The sequence below is a fragment of the Parageobacillus sp. VR-IP genome (assembly GCF_013357975.1).
GTDB classification, from domain to species: domain Bacteria; phylum Bacillota; class Bacilli; order Bacillales; family Anoxybacillaceae; genus Saccharococcus; species Saccharococcus caldoxylosilyticus.
In genome coordinates, this window is sequence record NZ_JABVYQ010000004.1 from 160,315 (window position 1) to 185,189 (window position 24,875).

Below are 24,875 nucleotides of genomic sequence, written 5' to 3' on the forward strand. Positions count from 1 at the left end.
ACGTTCTCGTTTTTTTATTTATAGATGGGATCATGGTACAATAGGAACAAGAGTGCTAGAGGAGGGGAATGCGTTGAAAAAGAAGCTAGTATTGATTGATGGAAACAGCGTTGCCTATCGCGCTTTTTTTGCGCTGCCGCTTTTACATAACGATAAAGGAATTCATACGAATGCCGTATATGGTTTTACGATGATGCTGATGAAAATTTTAGAAGAAGAAAAACCGACACATATGCTTGTTGCCTTTGATGCCGGGAAAACGACGTTCCGCCACAAAACGTTTACCGAATATAAAGGAGGGCGGCAGCAAACGCCACCGGAATTATCGGAGCAATTTCCGTTGCTTAGAGAGCTGCTTCAGGCATACCAAATCTGCTCCTATGAGTTGGAAAATTATGAAGCGGACGATATTATCGGCACGCTGTCAGCAAAGGCCGAAAAAGAGGGATTTGAGGTTAAAATCATCTCTGGCGACCGCGATTTGACGCAGCTTGCCTCTAATCATGTGACGGTAGATATTACAAAAAAAGGCATTACTGACGTCGAATCGTATACGCCGGAAACGGTGCAGGAGAAATATGGACTGACGCCGGAACAAATTATTGATTTAAAAGGATTAATGGGCGACAAGTCGGATAATATTCCAGGAGTGCCTGGCATTGGCGAGAAAACGGCGGTAAAGCTGTTAAAACAATTCGGTTCGGTGGAAAACATATTGGCATCCATCGAGCAAATCAATGGGAACAAACTAAAGGAGAATTTAGAGAAGTACCGTGATTTGGCGCTGATGAGCAAGCAGCTGGCGACCATTTCCCGCGATGCGCCGATCGAGCTCTCATTGGAGGATATCGAATACCACGGGCAAGATGTTGACAAAGTCATCGCTTTATTTAAAGAGCTTGGGTTTAATTCGCTTCTTGACAAAGTAGCTCCGCAAACGAAAAAAGAAGAGGCGGTACTGCCAAACATCGATTATACGATCGTCGAGGAAGTAAGCGAGTCGGTGCTCGCCGATCGGTCGGCGCTCGTTGTCGAAGTGCTGGAATCCAATTATCATAAGGCGCCGATTTTAGGGTTTGCGCTAGCGAATGAACACGGCCACTTCTTTATCCGCACCGATACCGCCCTGTCATCGCCGTTGTTTACCGCCTGGCTCGAAGATGAAACAAAGAAAAAAAGCGTTTTTGACGGAAAGCGGGCGATCGTTGCGCTAAAATGGAAGGGCATTGAGCTGCGTGGAATCGAGTTTGATTTATTAATCGCCTCGTATTTATTAAATCCATCGCAATCGACGGAAGATGTCGCTTCGGTGGCAAAAACGAAGCAATATATGGCTGTGCAATCCGATGAAGCCGTATACGGCAAAGGCGCCAAACAAACCGTGCCGGAAGAAAAGGCGCTGGCCGAGCATCTTGTGCGCAAAGCGGCGGCCATCCGCGCTTTAGAAAAAGAGTTTATACACGATTTGCAAGAAAATGAACAATACGCTTTATTTACCGATTTGGAATTGCCGCTGTCTTCGATTCTCGCTGAAATGGAATTTGCCGGCGTAAAGGTCGATGTCGAGCGCTTAAAAGAGATGGGAGAAGAATTGACCGAGCAGCTCCGTGCCGTGGAGCAGGAAATTTACGAACTGGCGGGACAAGAGTTTAACATTAATTCGCCAAAACAATTGGGGGTTATTTTATTTGAAAAGCTGCAGCTGCCTGTATTGAAAAAAACAAAAACCGGATACTCCACATCGGCGGATGTATTGGAGAAGCTGGCGCCTCAGCACGAAATTGTCGAGAAAATTTTACATTACCGCCAGTTAGGAAAACTGCAGTCGACCTATATTGAAGGATTGCTAAAAGTAGTGCATTGCGACACCCACAAAGTGCACACCATTTTTAATCAGGCGCTGACGCAAACGGGGCGGCTAAGCTCCACGGAGCCGAACTTGCAAAACATTCCGATCCGTTTAGAGGAAGGGCGGAAAATTCGCCAGGCGTTCGTTCCGTCCAAGCCGGATTGGGTCATTTTTTCCGCCGATTATTCGCAAATTGAGCTGCGCGTGCTTGCCCATATTGCCAATGATGAAAATTTAATCGATGCGTTTCGCCACGATTTAGATATTCATACGAAAACGGCGATGGATATTTTCCACGTCACAGCCGATGAAGTGACGCCAAACATGCGCAGGCAGGCGAAAGCGGTGAACTTCGGCATTGTTTACGGCATCAGCGACTACGGGCTGTCACAAAATTTAAACATCCCACGAAAAGAGGCAGCGGAATTTATCCGCCGGTATTTTGAAATTTTTCCGGGCGTTAAGCAGTATATGGAAAACATCGTCCAAGAAGCGAAGCAAAAAGGATATGTCACGACGCTGTTGCACCGCCGCCGCTATTTGCCGGACATTACGAGCCGCAACTTCAACCTGCGCAGCTTTGCCGAACGGACGGCGATGAATACGCCGATTCAAGGAAGCGCCGCCGATATTATTAAAAAGGCGATGATTGATTTGGCGGATCGGCTAAAGCAAGAAAAGCTGAAAGCGCGGATGCTGCTGCAAGTGCATGATGAATTGATTTTGGAAGCGCCGAAAGAAGAAGTAAAGCGGCTGCAGCAAATTGTTCCTGAAGTGATGGAAAATGCGATACAGTTAAAAGTGCCGCTTAAAGTCGATTATCATTATGGACCAACATGGTATGACGCAAAGTAAAAGGAAGGGATGAAGGATGCCGGAACTACCGGAAGTAGAAACGATTCGCCGCACTCTTATTCCGTTAACCGTTGGCAAAACGATCGAAGAAGTGCGGGTGTTTTGGCCAAAGATCGTTCAATATCCAGCCGATGTGACGGAATTTGCTGAAACGGTCAAAGGACAAACGATCCATGGTATTGAACGGCGGGGGAAATTTTTAAAATTTATGCTCGATAAACATGTGCTCATTTCCCATTTGCGAATGGAAGGACGCTATGCGGTTTGGCGCAAGGGTGACCCTGCCGAACCGCATACCCATGTTATTTTCCGCTTTACCGATGGTACAGAACTTCGTTATCGCGATGTAAGAAAGTTTGGGACGATGCATCTTTATCCTAAAGGAGAAGAAGATGGCCGGCCGCCTTTGTCCCAGTTGGGCCCTGAACCGTTTTCTGAAACATTTACTGCAAATTTTCTTGCAGAACGGCTGCGAAAAACGAACCGTACCATCAAAACGGTGCTTCTTGACCAAACGGTTGTCGTTGGGTTCGGTAACATTTATGTAGATGAGTCATTATTCCGTGCGGGGATTCGCCCGGAACGTATCGCGTCGTCGTTAACCGATGAGGAAGTTGCGCGTTTACATCGCGAAATGGTGGCAATATTACAAGAAGCGATCGAAAAAGGAGGAAGTACGGTAAGGTCATACGTCAATACACAAGGAGAAAGCGGAATGTTTCAACTGCAGTTATTCGTGTACGGACGAAAAGGAGAACCGTGCAAACGCTGTGGGCAACCGATTCAAAAAACGGTTGTCGCCGGACGCGGCACCCATTATTGTCCTTGTTGCCAACGCTGATAAGAGGGAATGACTCGATCAAAAACATAAATGTGCAAGGAGTCAAATCGAGGCGCTTCTCTGGCGTTTTTCGCGCATGTGTCGTCATAGCAGAAAGCATGGATCAGACGAATCGACGTGCATAAGGGAGAGGAAATCATGACGCTGACGATTGGATTGACCGGCGGCATCGCAAGCGGGAAAAGCACGGTGACCAAGATGATTCGCGAGCTGGGGATTCCGGTGATTGATGCGGACCAAGTCGCGCGCGATGTCGTCAAAGTGGGAGAGGAAGCATACACACAAATTGTCGCAACGTTTGGCCAGGATATTTTGCAGGCAAACGGGGAAATCGACCGGGCCAAACTAGGAGCGATTGTCTTCCATAATGAGCAGGAACGAAAAAAGCTGAATGCCATCGTTCATCCGGCGGTCCGCCGCCGCATGATGGCGGAAAAAGAAGAGTACGTGCAAAGCGGGGCGAAAACGATTGTCCTCGATATTCCGCTTCTATTTGAAAGCGAGCTGACTCATTTGATCGATAAAGTCATTGTCGTATACGTCGATGATGAGGTGCAGCTCGAACGGCTAATGAAACGAAACGGGTTTTCGAAAGAGGAGGCGCTGGCGCGAATTCGTTCGCAAATGTCGCTTCGTGAAAAAGTCAAAAAAGCAGATGCCGTCATCAATAATAACGGAACGGTGGAAAAAACAAAACAACAGCTTTTGCAAATTTTAAGAGAATGGGACGCCCTTTAAAATGGGCGTCTTTTTTTATCATTTTGCTGAATTTTTTCTCCACATTTCACAAAAATATGATATACTATTTATGCGTAAATTCGTTAATTAGTATAACATATATGAGAGGAGAACATAAATGAAAGCAAAAGTAGCGATTAATGGATTCGGAAGAATTGGAAGAATGGTATTTCGCAACGCCATCCATTCCCCACACCTCGATATCGTGGCGGTTAATGCAAGCTATCCATCCGAAACGTTAGCGCATTTAATAAAATATGATTCCAATCACGGCAAATTTGACGGAGAAGTCATTCCGCTCGAAGATGGCCTTCTCGTTGATGGAAAAAAGGTAAAACTGCTCAGTTCGCGCGATCCGAAAGAGCTGCCGTGGAAAGAGCTCGATATTGATATTGTCATCGAAGCGACAGGAAAATTTAATTCCCGCGAAAAAGCAAGCCTTCACCTCGAAGCAGGAGCGAAGCGTGTCATTTTAACCGCACCGGGGAAAAACGAGGATGTCACGATTGTCATTGGCGTCAATGAGCATGTGCTTGATATCGAAAAGCATTACATCATTTCCAACGCTTCCTGCACGACAAACTGCCTTGCCCCTGTGGTAAAAGTGCTCGATGAAGCATTTGGCATTGAAAACGGTTTAATGACAACGGTCCATGCTTATACAAACGACCAAAAAAATATTGACAATCCGCATAAAGATTTGCGCCGCGCCCGCTCTTGCGCACAGTCGATCATCCCGACAACAACGGGAGCGGCAAAAGCGCTAGGACTAGTATTGCCTCATTTAAAAGGAAAACTGCATGGAATGGCGCTTCGTGTTCCGACGCCAAACGTATCGCTCGTTGACTTGGTCGTGGATGTGAAAAAAGAGGTGACGGTGGAAGAAGTCAATGAAGTGTTTATTCGTGCCGCAAACGGCCCGCTAAAAGGCATCCTCGATTTTACGATGGAGCCGCTTGTTTCGATCGATTTTAATACGAATCCGCATTCGGCGATTATTGACGGCCTTTCGACGATGGTGATGGAAGGACGGAAAGTAAAAGTATTAGCATGGTATGATAACGAATGGGGCTATTCTTGCCGCGTTGTCGATTTAGCGAATATGGTCGCTGCTAAAATGGTGGAAAAATTAAGCGTAAATGCAGGATAAAAAAGCGCTGGTCGGTAAGACCAGCGCTTTTTTATGTGATCGGCAAGGGGGGTTCGCATCTTTTGTGAAAAAATTTAAAAAGCATGTTGCAAAAACAACATAAACAAAGTATACTATGTCTCGTGAACTTCTTAAAGGCAACGGTAATGTGACTACTTAAAGGGTTAGGACCTCTTAGGACTAACTTTCCCCCGTGGTAGTTATACATGCCATTATTGCAAAGGAATTTCATGTTTCTATTTAAGAAAATTTGTTTAAAGGGGGATTATGGAATGGACACAATGGGTCGTCACGTTATCTCAGAATTATGGGGATGCGATTTTGATAAGCTGAACGATATCGAATTTATTGAAAAAACGTTTGTCGATGCCGCACTGAAATCGGGTGCGGAAATCCGCGAAGTAGCATTTCATAAGTTTGCACCACAAGGTGTCAGTGGAGTAGTCATTATTTCTGAATCCCATTTGACGATTCACACATTTCCAGAGCATGGCTATGCGAGCATTGATGTTTACACATGTGGACATTTAGATCCGACCATTGCAGCAGATTATATCGCCGATAAACTCGGGGCCCAAACGCGGGAAACGATTGAACTTCCGCGCGGCATGCGCCCGATTGAAGTGAAAAAAGCACAAGCATTATAATCGTAACGAGCGAAAGAAAAGAGGTGCGAAACGGTGGCGCCTCTTTTTTATTTTCAATAGTAGTACCCTTCTCGCCCAAAATAATGGTATGATAATGATGTAGTTAAGGAGAAGAATGAGGAGAAGTCGCGATGAGTGCTTGGAAAAAATGGAAATATGCGCTAACCAATCATTGTGAAACAAGGGACAACCATGAAGATGAAGAACTGCGGAGCCATTACTATAAGGCGACAAACAATGCGGTGATGAAAGCGGTAAAGGAGCTATTTGCCTCTTCCCCAGATTATGAATTGCTATCTGTTTCAGAGGAAAGGGGCGAATTTAGCGCGCAAACCCGCCGTGGCAAAAAGGTGTTTATTATCGCTACTGTGATCTCCGTCCGGCCGCTGGAAACCGCGGTGGACTTTTCCGTCACTACAGAAACGACATTGCTGCCGTTTGATTTCGGCCGGAGCCGCAACGTCATTATTGATTTGTACCGAAAGCTGGACCAGCGCCTGCCGTATATCGGATCAGGGCTGAATGCCTAATGAAACAGCTTGTCCGCTCTTTGTTGTTCCGTTATTATAAAAGATAAGAATAAAAAACGGAGTTGGTTTTATGAGATGCCCATCATGCCAGCATCACGGCACAAGAGTTCTCGATTCGCGGCCAGTGGATGAAGGGCGTTCGATCCGGCGCAGACGGGAATGCGAACAGTGCCACTACCGCTTTACAACATTTGAAAGAGTGGAAGAAATGCCGCTCATTGTCGTGAAAAAGGAAGGAACGCGTGAAGAATTCAGCCGTGATAAGATTTTGCGCGGCTTAATTAAAGCGTGTGAAAAACGGCCGGTTGCGCTAGAAGAGCTGGAAAAAATTACACAGGATATCGAACGGGAGCTGCGCAACCAAGGCGTCGCTGAAGTAAAAAGTGAAACGATCGGCGAAATGGTGATGGAGCGGCTGTCGAAAGTCGATGAGGTGGCGTACGTCCGTTTCGCCTCCGTATATCGCCAATTTAAAGATATCAACGTATTTATCGAAGAGTTAAAAGAACTAATTAAAAAAGGACAGCGTTAAAGGGCTTATTTGCATATTGGTAACAAGCCCTTTTTTTCATCGTCCAAACTAAGCAACGGAAGGTCGAGAACATGGAACACCATTGGAAAGAGTTAATTCCGGTTGACCGTTATACGGTGCGAAGCAATGGAGTGCTGCATGACTTTGATCGAAAAGTGCTGACGCTTCTTTATCAACCATTAATCGGTTATCGCGCCTTATGTTTATATATGACGCTATGGAGCGAATTAGAGCTGCTTTCGGAGAAGGAAACGACCCATCATAGCCTAATGGCGCTGATGCAGTGCAATTTAAAAGAAATTTATGAGGAACGTTTAAAATTAGAAGGGATTGGATTGTTAAAGACGTATGTGAATATTGAGCATGGCGATGAACCGAAGTTGTTCATTTACGAATTGCAGCCGCCGTTAGCGCCGGAGCAGTTTTTCACCGACGGAATGCTGAACGTTTTCCTCTATAATCGCATTGGCAAACATAAGTTTCAACAATTAAAACAATTTTTTTCCACCTCCGCGATTGACCAAACGAAATTTTCCTCTGTTACCCGTTCGTTTCATGATGTTTTTGCTTCTGTTCATATCGAGCAGATGGTGGCGAACATTCATGGGGAAATGCAAGAAGATTTGCAGCTGGCCGATGGGTATGAATATGTTGGCCGAAAAGAAAACACCTATCACCTCGACGATGACGTATTTGATTTCGAATTATTTTTTGCCGGTTTGTCGAAACATATGGTGCCAAGACGGGCGATTACGGCAAAAGTAAAAGAAGCGATCAAAAAATTGGCGTTTTTGTATGGTGTTGGACCACTTGATATGCAAAAAATTGTCATGAGCGTCATCGACCCGTCTTATCATATTGATATCGATGCGCTGCGCAAAGCCGTCCATGAATGGTATGAATTTGAACGCGGCGATTCATTGCCAAACTTGAGTTTACGAGTACAGCCGCTTCCATATCGAACCATGACGAATGTCGAGCCCAAAACGAAGGAAGAACAGCTGATGAAACAGCTGGAAACGATTTCTCCCCGCCAGCTGTTGATCGAAATTTCCGGCGGAGCTGAACCGTCGATGAGCGACTTGCAGCTGATTGAAGATATTATGTTTCAGCAGAAATTGCTTCCTGGCGTGGTGAACGTATTAATTTATTATGTCATGCTACGGACGAATATGAAACTATCGAAAAAATATGTGGAGAAAATCGCAAGCCACTGGGCGCGCAAAAAAGTGCGCACCGTCAAGGAGGCAATGGAGCTGGCAAAGCAAGAAGCGAAAACGTATCAAAGCTGGGCGGATGAAAAAAGCAAAAGAACAAATAGAAGAACCGTGCGGAAAGAACTGTTGCCAGAATGGCTTAATATGGATTATAGTCAAAGCGATGAGCAAGATAATGAGGTCGACATTGAGGAAAAACGGCGCGAGCTGGAAGAACGGCTAAAAAAATACCGCGACGAATAATAGGATGTGAAAGCAATGGAACGAGTGAATCAATTATTACATCGGTTGCTAGGCAGAAAAGATTTTCAGCAGCGTTATGAACAAATGAAGCGGCAGATTTTGACGCATCCGGAAGTACAAGCGTTTTTGCGCGCGCATGAGCGGGAAATTACAAAAGAGATGGTAGACCGCAGTTTAATGAAACTGTACGAATTTATCGAGCAAAGCAAAAACTGCGATCAGTGTCCGAGTTTAGAGCAATGTAAAAACTTTTTGAAAGGATATCATCCTCATCTCGTTATAAAAGGGACGGTCATTGATGTAAAGTATGACCGCTGCCCGGCGAAAATCAAGCATGACGAACGTAAACAGCAGGAATCGCTCATTCAAAGCTTATTTGTGCCGCGCGAGATTTTGCAAGCGTCGCTGTCCCATCTTGATCTGGATGACGAAGGGCGAATGAAGGCGATTGAGCTGGCCGACCGTTTTGTTTCCGAGTATGAACCGGGAAAAAAGATGAAAGGCCTTTATTTATACGGCTCATTTGGCGTTGGAAAAACGTATATCCTTGGCGCGATTGCCAACGCGCTGGCGAAAAAAAACGTCCAGTCGCTGATCGTGTATGTTCCCGAATTTTTCCGTGAGCTGAAAAGTTCGCTGCAAGATCAAACGGTGAACGAAAAACTTGATTACGTCAAAAAAGTGCCTATTTTAATGCTCGATGATATCGGCGCTGAATCGATGTCAAGCTGGGTGCGCGACGACTTGCTGGGACCGATTTTGCAATATCGGATGTTCGAAAATTTACCGACGTTTTTTACCTCGAATTTTGATTTGCAGCAGCTTGCCCATCATTTGACGTATTCGCAGCGCGGCGAGGAGGAACAGGTAAAGGCGGCGCGCATTATGGAGCGGATTCTCTATTTGGCGCAACCGGTAGAAGTAAAAGGCAAAAACCGCCGGCTTGAATAGGATATTTCCGAAAACGGAAATATCCTTTTTTTATTCTAAACGACCGTTTGTCCCCATATATATAGAAACAAGCATTGACTCGTAAAGGGGGGACAGCGCTTGATTGAAATTTATTTGGAACAGGCAGGCGATGCGGAAAAGTTGTTTTCCTTATTGAAGGAGAGAGAGAAAAAAACGGTTCATCCGCTCTTTCGCACAACATATAACGGAAAATCCCTTGTTGCGATTTACATATATGAGAATCACGACGGTGTCATCTGCTCCGATATCATACCGGCTATCACGAATTTTATTTTGCGTTTTATTGAAGACCGGTTGTTATTATCGATCATTTCCGGTACGTTTTATTTTCAAGACAAGGAAGAACAGCAGCAAATTTTGCAGCTCGCCCATTCGTTTCTTGATGGCGAACGATATGACTACCGCAAAGGAAAACAGCTTTCCGTTTCTCGAGAAACATTGGTTCAAGAAGCGTTAGAGCAATTTTTAACAGATGGGCTTTCTTTTTCCTTCTCTTCCTTTATCACGTTTCGCCTAAAATCGTATATGGAGCGGCTGCAACATTACGTCGAGCTGGCGATCGATGAATATAAGCTGGAGCAGGAATATCAAAATTTTGTGCAAACATTGCGCGACTGTATCGCAGCACGGCCACCGAAACTGTCACAAATCCATTTAGTCCACCAACCACCGTCTTTTCTTTTTTACGATGAGAAGCTGCAGGAAATTACCGCGAGAGAATTGAAACAATGGATTGACCGCAATTTAATCGTCAGCCAGCCGATGTACATCGATTCTTCCGTGCTGGCGCCGCTTGTCTCCATCGCCCCGGATACGATTTATTTATATACCGACCTTATCGATGACGGAATGGTGCAAACGATTCAAAACGTGTTTCAAGAGCGAATCCGTCTTTACAGCCGCAGCGATTTTGCGCACCAGCGCGCGACGGGTGCAGGGCATGAGAAAGGAACTTGATTTTTCCATGAACCTGTTCTATAATAGCGTACATGAAAGAAATATGGAAAAGTGATGATGAGGACACGGGTGTATTTTTACGGTTTCCAGAGAGGGAAGGCAGCGGCTGAAACCTTCCTAACACGAAAAATACACTTACCACCTCGGAGCTGCGGCAGTGAACGACGCACATCCAGTAATTGCCGCCGGCATGTTCAGCCGTTATGACTTTCGAGCCATTGCCTAGGAGCGGTATGCCTTTTTGCGGCAATGGGAAGAAGGGTGGAACCACGACGCAAACTCGTCCCTTTGTTGAGGGAGGAGTTTTTTTATTTTTAACTCAAAAGAAGAAGGAGGAAAAGTGTATGTCGGAAATGATCCGCATTACATTCCCGGACGGAGCGGTAAAGGAGTTTCCAAAAGGAACGACAACGGAAGATATCGCTGCTTCAATCAGCCCGGGATTAAAGAAAAAAGCGATTGCCGGAAAATTGAATGATCGTTTTATTGATTTGCGCACGCCGATCCAAGAAGACGGCGCGATTTCGATCATTACGCAAGACATGCCGGAAGCGCTCGATATTTTGCGCCACAGCACAGCCCATTTGATGGCGCAGGCGATTAAGCGCCTGTACAAAAACGTGAAACTTGGTGTCGGGCCAGTGATTGAAAATGGATTTTATTATGACATTGATATGGAACACTCGTTAACACCGGAAGACTTGCCGAAAATCGAACAAGAAATGCGGAAAATTGTCAAAGAAAACTTGGAAATCGTCCGCAAAGAGGTAAGCCGGGAAGAGGCAATCCGCCTTTATGAGGAAATCGGCGATGACTTAAAGCTTGAGCTGATCAACGATATTCCGGAAGGAGAAACGATTTCCATTTACGTGCAAGGAGAGTTTTTCGATCTTTGCCGCGGGGTGCACGTTCCATCGACGGGAAAAATTAAAGAGTTTAAGCTGCTAAATATTTCTGGAGCATACTGGCGCGGCGACAGCAACAACAAAATGCTGCAGCGCATTTACGGAACGGCGTTTTTCAAAAAAGAAGATTTGGATGAATACTTGCGCCTGTTGCAGGAAGCGAAAGAGCGCGACCATCGCAAACTAGGAAAAGAGCTGGAATTGTTTACAACGTCGCAAAAAGTCGGACAAGGCCTGCCGCTTTGGCTGCCGAAAGGGGCGACGATTCGCCGCATTATCGAGCGCTATATTGTCGATAAGGAAATTGAGCTCGGCTATCAGCACGTCTATACGCCGGTGCTTGGCAGCGTCGAATTATATAAAACTTCCGGACACTGGGACCATTATAAAGAAAACATGTTCCCGCCAATGGAGATGGACAACGAGCAGCTTGTCCTGCGTCCGATGAACTGTCCGCACCATATGATGATTTATAAAAGCAAAATCCACAGCTACCGCGAGCTGCCAATCCGCATCGCCGAGCTGGGTACGATGCACCGCTACGAAATGTCCGGGGCGCTTTCCGGTTTGCAACGCGTCCGCGGCATGACGCTGAATGATGCCCATATCTTTGTTCGTCCGGACCAGATTAAAGACGAATTTAAGCGCGTGGTGAACTTAATTTTGGAAGTATACAAAGATTTCGGCTTAAACGACTATTCGTTCCGCCTTTCTTATCGCGATCCGCATGACAAAGAAAAATATTACGATGATGATGAAATGTGGGAAAAAGCGCAACGGATGCTGCGTGAGGCGATGGATGAACTAGGATTGGAATATTATGAAGCAGAAGGGGAAGCGGCGTTTTACGGGCCGAAATTAGACGTGCAAGTGCGCACCGCGCTTGGCAAAGACGAAACATTATCGACGGTGCAGCTCGATTTCTTGCTTCCGGAACGCTTTGACCTAACGTACATCGGCGAAGACGGAAAGCCGCACCGCCCGGTAGTCATCCACCGCGGCGTCGTTTCGACAATGGAACGGTTCGTTGCGTTCCTCATTGAAGAATATAAAGGAGCGTTCCCAACTTGGCTCGCGCCTGTGCAAGTGAGAGTCATTCCGGTATCGCCGGAGGCGCATCTTGACTATGCATATCAAGTAAAAGAAGCGCTGCAAGCGAAAGGATTCCGCGTCGAAGTCGATGAACGCGACGAAAAAATCGGCTATAAAATCCGCGAGGCGCAAATCCAAAAAATTCCTTACATGCTTGTCGTCGGCGACAAAGAAATCGCGGAAAACGCCGTGAACGTCCGCAAATACGGTGAACAAAAAAGCGAAACGGTGGCGCTCGATGACTTTATTGCTTCCCTGCAGGAGGAAGTGCGGCGAAAATAGACAAAAACACACCCGTGAAGTTTTGCTTCACGGGTGTTTCAGTGCCGCCTTGCTTTTTTGTCCAATATCCTCCTTGATTTTCTTATATGTACGTTTGTGCATCTAGTTCTTTCCATAATGCTTGAAATGTGATACCACACTAGGGATCTTCTTATAATTAGGGGTTGTTTGCTAGACATTCCTAATTATAAGGAGTTTTTTATTAAATCAACTATTTTGTGTTATCTACTTGATAAATGAAAATTTGATTTATGCAAAGTTAATGACCTGTATAATTTTTAGTTACATTTTTTAAAGCGATTTCGTGTGCTTCTATCGTCCGCTCGATATCTTTTTCATCATGAACAATAGACATCGAATATCGATTTAATGGTTTTATATAAACACCAGCTTTTAATAACTCATAATCTATCTTTTTACGTAATATCATATCTGCTTGAAACATATCTCTGTAATTTTTTATTGGTTTATCTGTTAAAATTATGTTGAAAATACTTCCCATTCCAAGTGTTTGCATCTTTAAACCATAAGAATGATAAAGTGTTTCTAATTGCTGTCGCAACATGTTTGTATTATTAAATAGTGAATCCATTACTCCGTCTTTTTTTAACGCTTCAATTGTGGCTAAACCTGCAGCCAAGACTGTTGGATGACCATTGTAAGTACCACTATGAAACAAAGGGTCTTTCTTTGTCTCACTATCTTCTCCAAAAGTCAGAAGATCACGCCCTTGATTTGGCGCGCTAATCATCATAATATCCCTTTTCCCACCAACAGCTCCTACTGGAAATCCTCCACCAAGTACTTTTCCTAATGCAGTTAAATCTGGTTTCACTCCATATACTTCTTGTGCCCCACCTAGGGATACTCGGAAACCTGTCTTTACTTCATCAAAAATAAGCACAATATCAAGTTCCTCAGTTAATTTGCGAAGTTTTTTCATAAATGTTGGTTCAGCTGGAATGAATCCTCCTTGAACTGGTTCAAGAATAACTGCTGCTATATCATGTTTATGCGTACGTAAAATATTTTCTGTTGCTTCTATATCATTAAATGGCAATATGATCGTATTTTGAACATAATAATCTGGAATTCCAGGTGATTCAGGGACCGTCTGAGGTTGGTGAGGCTCTCCCGCTTTATTTAAGTTTGGATTTACACTAAGTAATACTTGATCATAGCCGCCATGGTAATGGCCTTCAAATTTTGCTAACTTCTTTCTACCTGTGTATGCCATCGCAATTCGAATCGCCAAAAGTGTTGCTTCTAAACCTGAATTGGTATAGCGAACCATTTCAATTCCAGGATATAAATCAATCAAAGTTTGTGCCATTATGATTTCTAGTTCATGTGGTGTACCAAATATAGTTGTGCCGGCTTCTTTAATTTGGTTCTCAACGGCATGAAGTACATCAGGATGGCCATGACCTAGGATAAGTGCCCCGTAAGATAATAAATAATCAATGTATTCATTCCCGTCTAGATCATAAAGTTTACTTCCTTTCCCTTTTTTCATCACAATAGGATGTGGTGCAAAATATTTAATATTAGCGGTCACTCCCCCTGGAATAACTTTACATGCTCTTTGATAATACTCTGCTGATTTTGGTGTCAAATTAGACAACAAAATTTCACTCTCTGGAATAGTCATTTTATTGCCTCCATTATAAAATTTTTATTTCTTTGTACATAATTATATGAAATTTTTATTTCTTTATCAAGAATTTTCAGTATATTTTAAAGTTAGTAAGCAAAATTATCTGCAGTACAGTCATTTATGGTAAGAATTATGATTTATATTTTAGAATATATTGAATAATGAAAAATCTATTGCACAGAATATTCAAATATGTTAGATTTATTTCAAAATGAAAAATTTAGGAGGGATTCATTTGAAAACCAGGTTTGCCTTCTTTATTCTGATTGCAGCCATCTTAGGTGCAGTTTTTGGCCATTTTTTCCCAGAAGCAGGAGTTGCTATTAAACCATTAGGTGACGGTTTTATCCGTCTTATTAAAATGGTTGTTCTGCCGGTTATTGTCTCTACTCTTTTAGTTGGTATTACTGGGGTTGGAGATATAAAGAGAATGGGGAGGATTGGCATAAAAACAATCATTTGGTTTGAATTGATTACTACTATTATCTTATTTATTGGTCTAGCTGTAGGCAACATATTAAAACCTGGTGTCGGGACAAACTTAAAAAATTTACCTAAAGCTGATATTTCCTCTATCGCAGAGAATACCTCCGTTGTCATGGATGGCAAAACATTAATTTTGAATATTATTCCAACTAATATTGTTGATGCACTTGCCAGAAGTGATCTCCTCGCAGTTATTTTCTTTTGTGTCATGTTTGGTATTGCTTTAGTAAGTATTGGAGAGGAAGCAAAGCCAGTAATACGAATTATGGAAACGATTTCAAAGGCTTCTTTTAAACTTGTAAATATAGTCATGTCAGTGGCTCCCATAGGTGTGTTTGCTCTTATGTCAGCGACTATTGGTACTTATGGGATTAGTTTATTATTGCCATTAATAAAATTAATTGGTACAGCTTATTTTGGATTGGCAATCGTTCTATTCGTTTTATTCCCATTGGTAGCACTTTTATTGAAAATAAAGATAACTGATGTTTATAAAATGGTTTGGGATTTAATGTTAATCGGAGCATCAACAGGTAGTACTGAGACAGTAGTTCCTCAATTAATGGAACGGGTAGAAAAATTCGGTGTCCCAAAATACATTTCTTCTTTCGTTATTCCTTCTGGTATGCCACTAAATTCAGATGGTACAACACTGTATTTAAGTATTGCTGCATTATTTATTGCTCAAGCTTTTGAAATTGATATGAGTTGGTCTCAACAGCTAATTATGATATTATTTTTTGTTGTTACGAGTAAAGGAGTTGCAGCAGTACCTTCTTCTTCCATGGTAATCCTTCTTGCAACAGGAACGGCTGTTGGTTTGCCAGCTGAAGGTGTTGCACTTATTTTAGGAATCGATAGGATTATTGATATGGCGAGAACAGCAATTAATGTTATTGGTCACGTATTCTCTTCTGTAGCAGTGGCAAAATGGGAGGGTGTGTTTTCACCAAATGCAAGCGAGAATGTTAGTTTGATCACGAATGGAGAGGAACAATGGAGTAAAGCAAAATAATGTATGTCCTTATCGTTCATCAATCCTTATATACCAAGGATTGATGAACGAATGTTTATCTAGTGAGTGTCGAACTCGGGTACACGAAGTGTAGAAAAACACTTTTATGCGCTAGAACCTGCCGCTTTCCATCATGCAGAGGATCAGAATAACAACTAGGTATATTTTATAAGTCTTCTTTTTTATAAAAGACCCCAAAATGATCCCAAATATCCTCTAATGTTTCCAGCTTAATTTGGATATCGTTAATTTTTTCTTTTCCTATAAAGGTAATAAGTGCATTAATTAAACTTAGTGGGGCCACAAAAGAATCGATAAAAGTGGGCATTTGACTAGAGGCGGTTAACACTATATCAGCATTAGGAACTAAAGGTGAAAGTAGATTATCCGTGATCGCGATTGTTGTTGCTCCTTTCTTTTTTCCGTATGATAACATTTTTATAGTACTATTGGTATATCTAGCAAAACTTATTCCAATGACTACGTCTTTTTCACTTAAATCATATATTTTTTCCACTTCTGTCTCCATCGATTTAAGAATGTGTACATTATTTAAAATAATTTGTAGATAATAATGAAGAAAGATACCGAGCGACATCGCGCTTCGATTCGCAACAATATAAATTCTGTTGGCCTTTAGTATAGAGTCTACCGCTTGTTTAAAAGCACTTAAATCTAATTGCTCCATTGTAGATTTTATATTGTGTATATCGTCTTGAAAAATGTCATATACACCTTTTTCATGTTCATAAATATGGTGTGACATTTGAAGTCGTTCGACAGTCGTTAGCTGCTTTTGAACAGAATGTTGCATATATTGTTGAAGTTCGGGATAACCAGAATAACCAAGAAAATTAGCAAATCTGACAATCGTTGCTTCACTAACTCCTGTCTTTTCAGCTAACTTTCCTACAGTAAAAAACGGAACTAAATTCGGATTCTCTAAAATATACTTTGCTATTTTTGCTTGTGATTTACTCATTTGTGGTATTTTGCTAGCAATAAGTTGATATACATTAGACATGGAACTATTTCCCTCTCTTGTACATAATTCTTGTGAAGTTTCAGAATATTTTTTTGTGCTATTAATTATAGCATATTTGCAAAGGAGTGTTTAGGTTAGTACTTTAAATGTTCTTAAGTAAATTGCATGAGTAAAATTAAAAGAGAGCGCACACGAATAATGCATGGATAAAAAGCAGTTTTAGATGGAAAACCCTTCTATAATTTTTTGAAATTCATATTGCTAAATAAATGTGTATTCGCTATAATAAAAAACGTTGTTTATCAATCAAGAAAAACGCCTTGACATGCCACCTCCAAGGTGATATATTGTATAAAGTGAATAGAATACTTGTTTGTAACAAAAGCAGAAGCACCCCGCTTCTCACCTGGTTGACGCCGGCATGGCTGTTGACAGGTCGTTACGGTTCGTGAAATGGTTTTCGGACGTAAGTAGTGTGGGTGTCGTATGCATCCACACTTTTTTGTTGGAAGAGAAAGGCCGGCGATCGGTTGCTCTTCCGGAACCGCTCGATGCCGGGAGTGCGATGCGACAAACAAGTAATTCGCAAAAAACCTTGGAGGTGGCTGGTTATTAGCAAAGATTTTATTATCAACGAAAACATTCGTGCCCGTGAAGTCCGCTTAATTGATCCAAACGGCGAGCAGCTGGGGATCAAATCGAAACAAGAAGCGCTTGAAATTGCGGCGAGATTAAACCTCGACTTAGTGCTGGTAGCGCCAAACGCGAAACCGCCGGTATGCCGCATCATGGACTACGGCAAATTCCGCTTCGAGCAGCAAAAGAAAGAAAAAGAGGCGCGCAAAAAGCAAAAGGTGATCAACGTCAAAGAAGTGCGCTTAAGCCCGACGATCGAGGAGCACGATTTTAATACGAAGCTCCGCAGCGCGCGCAAGTTCCTTGAAAAAGGCGATAAAGTAAAAGCGACAATCCGCTTTAAAGGACGGGCGATTACGCATAAGGAAATTGGTCAACGCGTCCTTGAACGGTTTTCCGAGGCATGTTCGGATATCGGCGTCGTCGAGACGGCACCGAAAATGGACGGGCGCAATATGTTTTTAGTACTAGCACCGAAAAACGATAAATAATCGAGTGAGGAGGAACACCCTATGCCAAAAATGAAAACTCATCGTGGCGCTGCAAAGCGTTTCAAAAAGACTGGTACCGGTAAATTAAAACGCGGTCATGCTTATACAAGCCACTTATTTGCCAATAAAACGCAAAAACAAAAACGCAAACTTCGCAAAGCAGCGCTTGTATCTCCTGGCGACTTCAAACGCATTCGCCAACTGCTTGACAACTTGAAATAATGGAGAAATATAGGAGGGAATATGTATGCCACGTGTTAAAGGTGGAACGGTAACGCGCAGACGTCGCAAAAAAGTGTTGAAATTAGCAAAAGGTTATTTCGGAGCGAAACATGCTTTATATAGAGTCGCAAACCAACAAGTAATGAAATCGTTAATGTATGCGTATCGCGACCGCCGTCAGCGGAAACGCGATTTCCGCAAACTTTGGATTACGCGCATCAACGCAGCGGCACGTATGCACGGCCTTTCCTACAGCCGCTTTATGCACGGTTTGAAATTAGCGGGAGTAGAAGTAAACCGCAAAATGTTAGCAGACTTAGCGGTTAATGACCAAGCTGCGTTCGCACAGCTTGCCGACCTGGCGAAAGCAAATTTGAACAAGTAAGGAAGCAGTGACCATTCTCGCTGACGGGAATGGTCTTTTTTCTTACAGGAAAGGAAATGGCAATGGTACAATATAGTTTGGTGATGAATATTATCGGCCTTTTCATCATGGCGATCGATAAATATAAAGCGAAGCGCCATCAATGGCGTATCGCCGAAAAAACGATTTGGCTCGTTTCCTTTATTGGCGGGGCGGCCGGTACGGCGGCGGGCATGTATTTGTTTCATCATAAAACGCGCCATCGTGCTTTCCGTTATGGTTTGCCGCTTCTGGCGGTGATGGAGATTGTGGCATATGTTTGTTTTTTAACTCTTTGTAGGGGGTGAAAGGATGGACTTTGCGGCGCTTTACTCGCTGCAGCGCCAGCTCGATGAGCGGATTGAGACGCAGCACGGCCTTATGGAGGAAGAGTTGTTTGCAAAAAAACTGCTTGCTTTGCTCGTCGAAATTGGCGAGCTGGCCAATGAAACGCGTTGTTTTAAATTTTGGAGCGTAAAACCGCCTTCTCCGCAAGAAAAAGTGCTTGAAGAATATGTCGACGGCCTGCATTTTATTTTATCGCTCGGCTTGGAATGCGATTTTCTATATTCCGAGATTCCGCCGCAATCGGCCGCTTTGCCGCTTGTCGAGCAGTTTCTCGCTGTTTTTCAAGCCGCGGATGAGTTTGGAAAAACGAAATCGCGGCAAAGCTATGACCGGTTGTTTACCGAGTATTTGCTGCTTGGCGGACAGCTAGGCTTTTCTACGGAACAAATCGAACAAGCCTATAAGCAAAAAAATCAAGTCAATCATGAACGGCAAAATCAGAATTATTAACAAATTTTATACATTATTGGCGGTTTTGGGTATAATAAAGGATGGATAGAAACAGAAAGGGGTTTCATAATGGCGAAATTCGATGAAACGTTGACGATGCTGAAGGATCTGACCGACGCGAGAGGAGTCCCTGGAAATGAACGGGAAGCGCGCGAAGTAATGAAAAAATACATAACTCCTTATGCCGATGAAGTAACAACCGACGGTCTTGGCAGTTTAATCGCGAAAAAGAAAGGAACCGCCGACGGTCCGAAAATTATGATTGCCGGCCATTTGGACGAAGTCGGCTTTATGGTGACGCAAATCGATGACAAAGGATTTATCCGCTTTCAAACGCTAGGCGGCTGGTGGAGCCAAGTCATGCTGGCACAGCGCGTGACGATTTTAACGAAAAAAGGAGAAATTACAGGCGTTATCGGTTCGAAACCGCCGCACATTTTGCCGCCGGAAGCGCGCAAAAAACCGGTTGAAATTAAAGATATGTTCATCGACATCGGCGCTACAAGCCGCGAAGAAGCAATGGAATGGGGTGTGCGCCCGGGCGACTCGATCGTTCCGTATTTTGAATTTACCGTGTTGAACAATGAAAAAATGCTGCTTGCGAAAGCCTGGGATAACCGGATCGGTTGCGCGATTGCGATTGACGTGTTAAAGCAATTAAAAGATGTCGATCATCCAAACGTCGTGTATGGCGTCGGTACGGTGCAGGAAGAAGTCGGTTTGCGCGGGGCAAGAACAGCGTCGCATTTCATTCAGCCGGATATCGCTTTTGCCGTGGACGTCGGCGTTGCCGGAGATACGCCAGGAGTTTCCGAAAAAGAAGCGATGGGCAAGCTTGGCGCCGGGCCACATATCGTCCTATACGACGCAACGATGGTATCGCATCGCGGCTTGCGTGAGTTTGTCATTGATGTCGCCGAAGAACTCAACATTCCGTATCATTTTGATGCGATGCCAGGCGGCGGCACCGACGCCGGCGCGATTCATTTAACGGCAAGCGGCGTTCCGTCGCTGACAATCGCGATTCCAACGCGCTATATCCACTCCCATGCGGCGATTTTGCACCGTGACGATTACGAAAACACAGTAAAATTGCTTGTTGAAGTCATCAAGCGCTTAGACGCGGAAAAAGTAAAACAAATTACATTTGAATAATCAGCAAAGAGAAGCCAGCAACAAAGGATGCCGGCTTCTCTTTTTGATATTGATAAAAAGAGCATAAAAATGAAAAACAGAGCTGCAGGCAGAAACAGCGGAGTTCAGCGGAAAGAACCGCTTCTTTTCCGCCGCGGCAGAGCGATTTTGTATTTTATCAATAACGGTATGGGATAGCGGTGAATTATTAGTAAAACACAAAAACGGGTGTTGGTAAAGCGAAGTATATGGGGCTATGAAGTGGGCGATGATGTTTATAAACGGATTCGAATGATAGCAGTGAAGAAGAGAAAAGCGGGAAAAGAGAAATATGGGTATGATTCTAACGAATTCTGTTTTAGGGTGCAAAAGTTAATTTTACATGAAAAATAGCGTGCAAACTGACAACAGTTTTGACACGCTTTTTTATTTTTTAGTATGAGAAATGTCATTTTAAAATTTCTACGTCTTATTCGACTCAAGCATTCATTATTAAAAATATGTCCTACCTTTTTTATTTTTGTGACATCTATCAAACAAGCAAATGCACCCATAAAACTACAAACCATAACAGTAATAACGCCATTATCCATCCAGTATCCCCCTAAATTCAGTTCAAATATCTCGATAAAACACTAATATGTCTTATTAATAAATTACACAAAGTCAAAGAAACCCCTTTTTACACTAAACTTTCCACCATATCAGCGGAAAGCTGTAAACCGGTTTTTGTTGACAACGTTTATACAAATGTTTAATATATAAACAAATGTTTGTTTATTGTGCTGAGGTGCATGCACATCATGAATGAAAAAGAAAAACTCATATTAGAGTTAATCCGTAAAAACCCATTTATGACACAAAACGAGCTGGCAAAGCAGCTGAAGCTTTCGCGGTCGGCAGTAGCGGGCTACATTTCTTCGTTAACAAAACAAGGAAAAATTATCGGCAGGGCGTATGTGCTGCCCGAACCGTCAAGAATTGTGTGCATTGGCGGGGCGAACGTTGACCGGAAAGCCCAATGTCTATCGGCGATTCAGCTAGGCACTTCTAATCCTGTTACGGTGACGCAAACATGCGGCGGCGTAGCGCGCAATATTGCTGAAAACCTCGGGCGGCTTGGCCATTCCGTTTCTCTTTTCACCGTCGTGGGGAACGATCAAGAAGGGCAATGGCTTCTTGAGACAACAAGCGCTTACGTCGATATAAGCCAAACGGTAAAGCTGGATAAGGCGAACACGGGTACATACACGGCCGTATTGGATGAAAAAGGCGAGATGGTGATCGCGCTAGCGGATATGGCGATTTATGACAACGTTACTTCGGATTTTATCCAAAAGCGCTGGAGCCATATTTCTTCCGCCTCCATGGTGCTTTTGGATACGAATTTTCCTGGCGAGGTGTTAAAGACGGTCATCGAACGCTGCCGTCAAGAAAACATTCCCCTCTGCGTTGCACCGGTATCCGCCATCAAGGTCAAAAAACTGCCTTTTGATTTGAATGGCGTTACATGGATGATTGCCAATCAAGATGAAGCGCTGGCCCTGGCGGGAGTGGAAGATGGGAATGTAGAAGCGGCATGCGAAAAAATATTAGAGCGCGGCGTTGATCATGTTATTATTACGCAAGGGGAAAAGGGAATCGTATTCAAAAACAAAAAAGGAGAGCATGGAGCGCTTCCCACCCCAAAAATAGAAGTGATCGACGTAACCGGTGCGGGAGATTCGTTTATTTCAGGCTTTTTATATGGCATCCATAACGGAGAACCGTTTGTCAAGTCCTGCCAGCTAGGAATGTGCTGTTCCATCATTACATTGCAAACGAAAGAAACCGTTTGTTCCAACTTGAATCAACATTTATTAAAGCAAACATTTGCGCAATATTTTTCTCGGGAGGTCTAATCGATGAATTTAAAAGACGTGCTTGTTTTCTCAGAAGAAGTCGAAAAAGCAATGAAAGAAAATAAACCGGTCGTGGCTTTGGAATCAACGATCATTTCCCATGGCATGCCGTATCCACAAAATGTAGAGACGGCAAAGGAAGTGGAGCAGCTTATCCGCGACAACGGTGCTGTTCCTGCGACGATCGCCATTTTGGATGGAAAGATGAAAATCGGTGTCAATGAAGAGGAACTAGAATTTTTAGGGACAAGCAAAGAGATTGAAAAGGTAAGCCGGAGAGATTTGCCATATGTGATTGCCATGAAAAAACACGGGGCGACCACCGTAGCGGCGACCATGATTTGCGCAAATATGGCCGGCATTAAAGTGTTTGCCACTGGCGGAATCGGTGGCGTTCACCGCGGCGCTGAGCAAACGATGGACATTTCCGCGGACTTGCAGGAACTGGCGCACACAAATGTGGCTGTTGTATGCGCAGGAGCCAAATCGATTTTGGACTTAGGGTTAACGCTGGAATATCTTGAAACAAATGGCGTTCCCGTCATCGGCTACGGTACGGACATATTGCCAGCTTTTTATTCGAGCACAAGTCCATTTAAAGTGAATTACCGTGTCGATACACCGGAAGAAATGGCGAAATTAATCGCAACAAAATGGGAACTTGGGCTAAACGGCGGTCTGATTATTGCCAATCCGATTCCAAAAGAAGAAGAACTAGAAGAGTCATACATCAATTCGATTATTGAGGAAGCCCTGAAAGAAGCGAAAGAGAAACAAATTGCCGGAAAAGCGGTGACGCCTTTCTTGCTCGATAAAATCAAAACATTAACAGGCGGAAAAAGCCTTGAAGCAAATATCGCATTAGTCAAAAACAACGCTGTCCTTGCCGCGAAAATTGCCGCCAACCTCAAGGCCTGTTACGCGTAGCGGCACACCTTGTCATCAAAATGTGAAAGCCGATGATACACGATGAAGATCATGAAAGAGATGCGGCAAGGGAAGCGCGGGGAAAGGCACTTTCTAGCGGGGGAACGTTTCCTTCGTGAAAATTCAATAGGAAAGGGAAGCGTGATTCTGCTTCCCTTTTTATGCGTGTTGCTTGACCGCTTGTTCCAGTGTTGTGAGCATTTCTTCTTTTTGCTGCTCGCTTGAATGTTTCCAAATTTCTTCAAAAAGGACGCCGAGCCCTGGCAAATATTTCTCCTCTCCACGCTGAATCGCATCAACGATCGTATCTTCTAATTGCTCCTTCGTGTTGTTGGCCACATTTTGTATAACTGCTTGGCGCAAATTTAAATCCATCTTGTTCACCTCACTAGTATGTAGTTACATGCTTATTTTTTACGCGAATTTCGTTTATTATGTATATGGATACGCAAAACGTAAAGGAGAATCAACGTTGAAACGAATTGAGTCGGTAAAAAATCCGCAAGTGAAGCAATGGAAAAAGCTGTTGACGAAAAAGGAACGAGACAAAACAGGGCACTTTCTTATCGAAGGATTTCATTTAGTGGAAGAAGCGTTAAAAAGCAACATATCCATTATCCAATTGATTGTTGACGAGAATAAAGCGATCCCGGCAACTTGGGATGTGAGCGGTCTCCCGATAGCCATCGTTACAGAAGACGTGATGAAAACGATCAGCGATACGGAAACACCGCAAGGCATCGCCGCTGTATGCGAACAGTTTTCCTATGACGATATGGACTGGGCGCAGGCGAATGTGCTTCTGATTGACGCCGTGCAAGATCCAGGCAACGTCGGCACGATGATCCGAACCGCTGATGCGGCGGGAATGGATGCCGTCATTCTTGGCGAAGGATGCGCCGATGTATACAATCCGAAAGTCATCCGCGCGACGCAAGGCTCTCTTTTCCATCTGCCGATTATGCGCGGAAATCTCCGCGAATGGATCGAGCGCCTGCAGACGGAAAATGTCGCGGTCTACGGAACAGCGCTGGAAAACGGGGAAGATTATCGTCATATCAAACCGGCGCGTCCGTTTGCCTTGCTTGTCGGCAACGAAGGAAGCGGGGTTCAAAAGGAATTGCTGCAAATGACGACGAAAAACTTATACATTCCGATTTATGGGCAGGCCGAGTCGTTAAACGTCGCCGTCGCCGCCGGAATTTTGCTTTATCATTTGCGTCAGGGCATTGTAAAATTATAGATAAAAGCTATTTTTGAATATGAGAGGTTGCATCGCCCTTGCCCGTTGCCTATAATATAAAAATAGTTAAATAAGTTATAAATACGGAAAACGACGATGAAAGAGAAGAGTAGCTTGCCACTCGCCATCCAGGGAGAAAACGCCGTAGACTGGGAGCGTTTTTATGG

24 protein-coding genes and 2 other annotated features (1 of these 26 running past the window's edge) are annotated in these 24,875 nt (G+C 43.7%); of the genes, 21 read left to right on the plus strand and 3 right to left on the minus strand.

Features of this window, described 5'->3' with window-relative positions; genetic code table 11:
- The first annotated feature begins 73 nt into the window (after positions 1-73).
- The 11 genes from polA to thrS all read left to right on the plus strand — a co-directional run bounded on the left by polA (position 74) and on the right by thrS (position 12,810).
- Positions 74-2,704, plus strand: a complete 2,631-nt coding sequence (gene polA, locus HT574_RS11435) for a DNA polymerase I (protein ID WP_175244705.1) — start codon at positions 74-76, stop codon at positions 2,702-2,704.
- Between the two features lie 16 nt (positions 2,705-2,720).
- Entirely contained in the window at positions 2,721-3,545 is an 825-nt protein-coding gene (gene mutM / locus HT574_RS11440; RefSeq protein WP_175244706.1) for a DNA-formamidopyrimidine glycosylase, read from the plus strand.
- A gap of 138 nt (positions 3,546-3,683) precedes the next feature.
- Positions 3,684-4,283, plus strand: coding sequence for a dephospho-CoA kinase (coaE, locus tag HT574_RS11445; RefSeq protein WP_175244707.1), 600 nt, complete (start codon positions 3,684-3,686; stop codon positions 4,281-4,283).
- Between the two features lie 118 nt (positions 4,284-4,401).
- Entirely contained in the window at positions 4,402-5,433 is a 1,032-nt protein-coding gene (locus tag HT574_RS11450) for a glyceraldehyde-3-phosphate dehydrogenase (RefSeq protein WP_175244708.1), read from the plus strand.
- Positions 5,434-5,705: 272 nt separating this feature from the next.
- Positions 5,706-6,080, plus strand: coding sequence for an adenosylmethionine decarboxylase (gene speD, locus HT574_RS11455; RefSeq protein WP_003248680.1), 375 nt, complete (start codon positions 5,706-5,708; stop codon positions 6,078-6,080).
- Between the two features lie 131 nt (positions 6,081-6,211).
- The gene (locus HT574_RS11460) at positions 6,212-6,610 is read left to right on the plus strand and encodes a hypothetical protein (protein ID WP_017437238.1); all 399 of its coding nucleotides are present in this window, start codon (positions 6,212-6,214) and stop codon (positions 6,608-6,610) included.
- A 70-nt stretch (positions 6,611-6,680) separates the two neighbouring features.
- Positions 6,681-7,142, plus strand: coding sequence for a transcriptional regulator NrdR (nrdR, locus tag HT574_RS11465; RefSeq protein WP_017437237.1), 462 nt, complete (start codon positions 6,681-6,683; stop codon positions 7,140-7,142).
- 71 nt (positions 7,143-7,213) lie between these two features.
- Entirely contained in the window at positions 7,214-8,602 is a 1,389-nt protein-coding gene (locus tag HT574_RS11470; protein WP_017437236.1) for a replication initiation and membrane attachment family protein, read from the plus strand.
- A 15-nt stretch (positions 8,603-8,617) separates the two neighbouring features.
- Positions 8,618-9,553, plus strand: a complete 936-nt coding sequence (gene dnaI / locus HT574_RS11475) for a primosomal protein DnaI (RefSeq protein WP_175244709.1) — start codon at positions 8,618-8,620, stop codon at positions 9,551-9,553.
- A gap of 99 nt (positions 9,554-9,652) precedes the next feature.
- On the plus strand, positions 9,653-10,531 hold the full coding sequence (gene ytxC, locus HT574_RS11480) for a putative sporulation protein YtxC (protein WP_175244710.1): 879 nt from the start codon (positions 9,653-9,655) through the stop codon (positions 10,529-10,531).
- A 344-nt stretch (positions 10,532-10,875) separates the two neighbouring features.
- Positions 10,876-12,810, plus strand: coding sequence for a threonine--tRNA ligase (gene thrS, locus HT574_RS11485; RefSeq protein WP_175244711.1), 1,935 nt, complete (start codon positions 10,876-10,878; stop codon positions 12,808-12,810).
- A gap of 259 nt (positions 12,811-13,069) precedes the next feature.
- Here the strand turns inward: thrS and HT574_RS11490 are convergent, their stop codons facing one another.
- Positions 13,070-14,461 (minus strand): aspartate aminotransferase family protein, encoded by a 1,392-nt coding sequence (locus HT574_RS11490; protein WP_175244712.1) that lies wholly within the window; start codon positions 14,459-14,461, stop codon positions 13,070-13,072.
- Between the two features lie 241 nt (positions 14,462-14,702).
- On the opposite strand from HT574_RS11490, the gene HT574_RS11495 reads away from it, so the two are divergent.
- On the plus strand, positions 14,703-15,968 hold the full coding sequence (locus HT574_RS11495) for a dicarboxylate/amino acid:cation symporter (RefSeq protein ID WP_175244713.1): 1,266 nt from the start codon (positions 14,703-14,705) through the stop codon (positions 15,966-15,968).
- 166 nt (positions 15,969-16,134) lie between these two features.
- On the opposite strand, the gene HT574_RS11500 is transcribed toward HT574_RS11495, so the two are convergent.
- Complete coding sequence (locus HT574_RS11500; RefSeq protein WP_175244714.1) at positions 16,135-16,992, minus strand: MurR/RpiR family transcriptional regulator; 858 nt, start codon at positions 16,990-16,992, stop codon at positions 16,135-16,137.
- 337 nt (positions 16,993-17,329) lie between these two features.
- Positions 17,330-17,463: a sequence feature (ribosomal protein L20 leader region), on the plus strand.
- Positions 17,464-17,504: 41 nt separating this feature from the next.
- Here HT574_RS11500 and infC point away from each other — a divergent pair.
- The 8 genes from infC (at position 17,505) to HT574_RS11540 (ending at position 23,465) form a co-directional block, all read left to right on the plus strand.
- On the plus strand, positions 17,505-18,080 hold the full coding sequence (infC, locus tag HT574_RS11505; RefSeq protein ID WP_175244715.1) for a translation initiation factor IF-3: 576 nt from the start codon (positions 17,505-17,507) through the stop codon (positions 18,078-18,080).
- Between the two features lie 21 nt (positions 18,081-18,101).
- A complete protein-coding gene (gene rpmI / locus HT574_RS11510; RefSeq protein ID WP_017437228.1) occupies positions 18,102-18,302 on the plus strand; it encodes a 50S ribosomal protein L35 in 201 nt (66 codons plus the stop codon).
- 25 nt (positions 18,303-18,327) lie between these two features.
- On the plus strand, positions 18,328-18,687 hold the full coding sequence (rplT, locus tag HT574_RS11515) for a 50S ribosomal protein L20 (protein WP_017437227.1): 360 nt from the start codon (positions 18,328-18,330) through the stop codon (positions 18,685-18,687).
- Between the two features lie 62 nt (positions 18,688-18,749).
- Positions 18,750-19,013, plus strand: coding sequence for a DUF1294 domain-containing protein (locus HT574_RS11520; protein WP_175244899.1), 264 nt, complete (start codon positions 18,750-18,752; stop codon positions 19,011-19,013).
- A 4-nt stretch (positions 19,014-19,017) separates the two neighbouring features.
- Positions 19,018-19,503, plus strand: a complete 486-nt coding sequence (locus tag HT574_RS11525) for a dUTP diphosphatase (protein WP_017437225.1) — start codon at positions 19,018-19,020, stop codon at positions 19,501-19,503.
- A gap of 69 nt (positions 19,504-19,572) precedes the next feature.
- Positions 19,573-20,658 carry a M42 family metallopeptidase gene (locus HT574_RS11530; RefSeq protein ID WP_175244716.1) on the plus strand — a complete coding sequence of 362 codons (1,086 nt, stop codon included), beginning with the start codon at positions 19,573-19,575 and terminating at the stop codon, positions 20,656-20,658.
- 782 nt (positions 20,659-21,440) lie between these two features.
- A complete protein-coding gene (locus tag HT574_RS11535; RefSeq protein WP_175244717.1) occupies positions 21,441-22,538 on the plus strand; it encodes a carbohydrate kinase in 1,098 nt (365 codons plus the stop codon).
- Positions 22,539-22,541: 3 nt separating this feature from the next.
- Entirely contained in the window at positions 22,542-23,465 is a 924-nt protein-coding gene (locus tag HT574_RS11540; RefSeq protein ID WP_175244718.1) for a pseudouridine-5'-phosphate glycosidase, read from the plus strand.
- A 159-nt stretch (positions 23,466-23,624) separates the two neighbouring features.
- Here the strand turns inward: HT574_RS11540 and sspI are convergent, their stop codons facing one another.
- Positions 23,625-23,840: a small acid-soluble spore protein SspI gene (gene sspI / locus HT574_RS11545; RefSeq protein ID WP_017437220.1), complete on the minus strand. Its 216-nt coding sequence runs from the start codon at positions 23,838-23,840 to the stop codon at positions 23,625-23,627.
- A gap of 97 nt (positions 23,841-23,937) precedes the next feature.
- Here sspI and HT574_RS11550 point away from each other — a divergent pair, with 97 nt between their 5' ends.
- A complete protein-coding gene (locus HT574_RS11550) occupies positions 23,938-24,708 on the plus strand; it encodes a TrmH family RNA methyltransferase (RefSeq protein WP_175244719.1) in 771 nt (256 codons plus the stop codon).
- 87 nt (positions 24,709-24,795) lie between these two features.
- Positions 24,796-24,875: a binding site (T-box leader), on the plus strand; it runs 157 nt beyond the window's last position.

Coding starts and splice junctions, on each gene's coding strand:
- mutM (WP_175244706.1), top strand. CDS start 2,721: ATGCCGGAACTACCGGAAGTAGAAACGATTCGCCGCACTCTTATTCCG.
- coaE (WP_175244707.1), top strand. CDS start 3,684: ATGACGCTGACGATTGGATTGACCGGCGGCATCGCAAGCGGGAAAAGC.
- HT574_RS11450 (WP_175244708.1), top strand. CDS start 4,402: ATGAAAGCAAAAGTAGCGATTAATGGATTCGGAAGAATTGGAAGAATG.
- speD (WP_003248680.1), top strand. CDS start 5,706: ATGGACACAATGGGTCGTCACGTTATCTCAGAATTATGGGGATGCGAT.
- HT574_RS11460 (WP_017437238.1), top strand. CDS start 6,212: ATGAGTGCTTGGAAAAAATGGAAATATGCGCTAACCAATCATTGTGAA.
- nrdR (WP_017437237.1), top strand. CDS start 6,681: ATGAGATGCCCATCATGCCAGCATCACGGCACAAGAGTTCTCGATTCG.
- HT574_RS11470 (WP_017437236.1), top strand. CDS start 7,214: ATGGAACACCATTGGAAAGAGTTAATTCCGGTTGACCGTTATACGGTG.
- dnaI (WP_175244709.1), top strand. CDS start 8,618: ATGGAACGAGTGAATCAATTATTACATCGGTTGCTAGGCAGAAAAGAT.
- thrS (WP_175244711.1), top strand. CDS start 10,876: ATGTCGGAAATGATCCGCATTACATTCCCGGACGGAGCGGTAAAGGAG.
- HT574_RS11490 (WP_175244712.1), bottom strand. CDS start 14,461: ATGACTATTCCAGAGAGTGAAATTTTGTTGTCTAATTTGACACCAAAA.
- HT574_RS11500 (WP_175244714.1), bottom strand. CDS start 16,992: ATGTCTAATGTATATCAACTTATTGCTAGCAAAATACCACAAATGAGT.
- infC (WP_175244715.1), top strand. CDS start 17,505: ATGCCGGGAGTGCGATGCGACAAACAAGTAATTCGCAAAAAACCTTGG.
- rpmI (WP_017437228.1), top strand. CDS start 18,102: ATGCCAAAAATGAAAACTCATCGTGGCGCTGCAAAGCGTTTCAAAAAG.
- rplT (WP_017437227.1), top strand. CDS start 18,328: ATGCCACGTGTTAAAGGTGGAACGGTAACGCGCAGACGTCGCAAAAAA.
- HT574_RS11520 (WP_175244899.1), top strand. CDS start 18,750: ATGGTACAATATAGTTTGGTGATGAATATTATCGGCCTTTTCATCATG.
- HT574_RS11525 (WP_017437225.1), top strand. CDS start 19,018: ATGGACTTTGCGGCGCTTTACTCGCTGCAGCGCCAGCTCGATGAGCGG.
- HT574_RS11530 (WP_175244716.1), top strand. CDS start 19,573: ATGGCGAAATTCGATGAAACGTTGACGATGCTGAAGGATCTGACCGAC.
- HT574_RS11535 (WP_175244717.1), top strand. CDS start 21,441: ATGAATGAAAAAGAAAAACTCATATTAGAGTTAATCCGTAAAAACCCA.
- HT574_RS11540 (WP_175244718.1), top strand. CDS start 22,542: ATGAATTTAAAAGACGTGCTTGTTTTCTCAGAAGAAGTCGAAAAAGCA.
- sspI (WP_017437220.1), bottom strand. CDS start 23,840: ATGGATTTAAATTTGCGCCAAGCAGTTATACAAAATGTGGCCAACAAC.